Origin of the sequence: Pseudomonas sp. YQ_6 (assembly GCF_043103245.1) — a bacterium.
Taxonomy (GTDB): domain Bacteria; phylum Pseudomonadota; class Gammaproteobacteria; order Pseudomonadales; family Pseudomonadaceae; genus Aquipseudomonas; species Aquipseudomonas alloputida.
Window position 1 is genome coordinate 1 of record NZ_JBICJR010000055.1, and the last position, 1,144, is coordinate 1,144.

General features: G+C 65.6%; 1 protein-coding gene. It reads left to right on the forward strand.

Annotation, left to right across the window (positions count from 1 at the left end; genetic code table 11):
• On the forward strand, positions 1 to 1,144 hold a 1,144-nt coding region (locus ACF8FG_RS19340), incomplete at both ends, for a T6SS effector BTH_I2691 family protein (protein WP_392519139.1).

The window sequence follows — 1,144 nt, forward strand, 5'->3', positions numbered from 1 at the left end:
GCCGCTATGCCGATGCAGGCTTCAACCTGGAACAAGGCTTCCCCACGCTGCAGCACTCGGCCTACACCCTCCGTGCTTTGCGCCCGGGCTATGTCTACGTGTTCATGAAAGGCCCTCAGGGCGAAAAGCTGGTCATTCATGAGCACGTCGGCGCGGGCCTCTACAAAGAGCTGCGCTATCAAGGGCTGGAGGACTACCACCGCCGTGAGCGCTACCTGTCCGGCCAGAGCACCGGCTGGGTGTGGGCCGACACCTGCCAGGACTCCGCCGAGGAAGTGTGGATCGGCTACAGCCCGCACCTGTGGACCAACGCCATCACCGCCCGTATCACCGGTTCGGCAGCCCTGCGCAAACGGCACATGCGCCAGCTGGACATGGCCGAGCTGGTCAGCGGCAACCCGGCGCCGTCCACCCAGCCCCATGTGCTGCCAGTCAGTGCCCTGCAAACCTGGGTCGAAGACTTCAAGCCAACCGAGCGGCGCATGCCGCTGACCTGGAGCAGCGACCCGGTCACCGAAACCTTGCCCATCGGCAACCTCAATGCCATCGCCCGCCACTACCCCTGGACCCAGCCGAAAGTGCCAGTGGTGGTGGCGCTCGCCGACGCCGAAGGCATGGCCCTGGACCTGAGCCTGTCGGTCTCGGCCTACCAGCATCAACTGCGTGACCTGATGCCGGCCGAGCAACTGGAGCACACGAAACCCGCCCAACCTCCCGAGCAGGAGCGCGTGCCGGCATGCTACCGGCTGGATGCCGAACAGCTCAGCCCGCAGAGCCGCGACTTTCACCATCGCAACCTGGTCGCCATGCTGCTGAACAAGACGCTGGAGAGCCTGTACCCGGCGGATGCACCTTCACCGGAACTGGCCGCGTTCAGGCTGGGCACTTCACGCAGGGGGCCTGCCCTGTCGCCGGCCGAGTCCCATTTCCAGGCCCTCACCCATGAAGATTACTCCCCCAATGGCGCGCGCCTGGCACAGCGCCTCGATGTCGACAAATACCGGCGCTTCCTCGCCGAACGCGACGCGCTGGAACGGCGGATTGCCGCCCTGCGCAACCTGGCCTTGCAAGCCAGCAACGATCATGACGCCTGGCTGGCGACGGCCGAATCCCAACACATCGATAACCCCTACAGCCTGGCAGC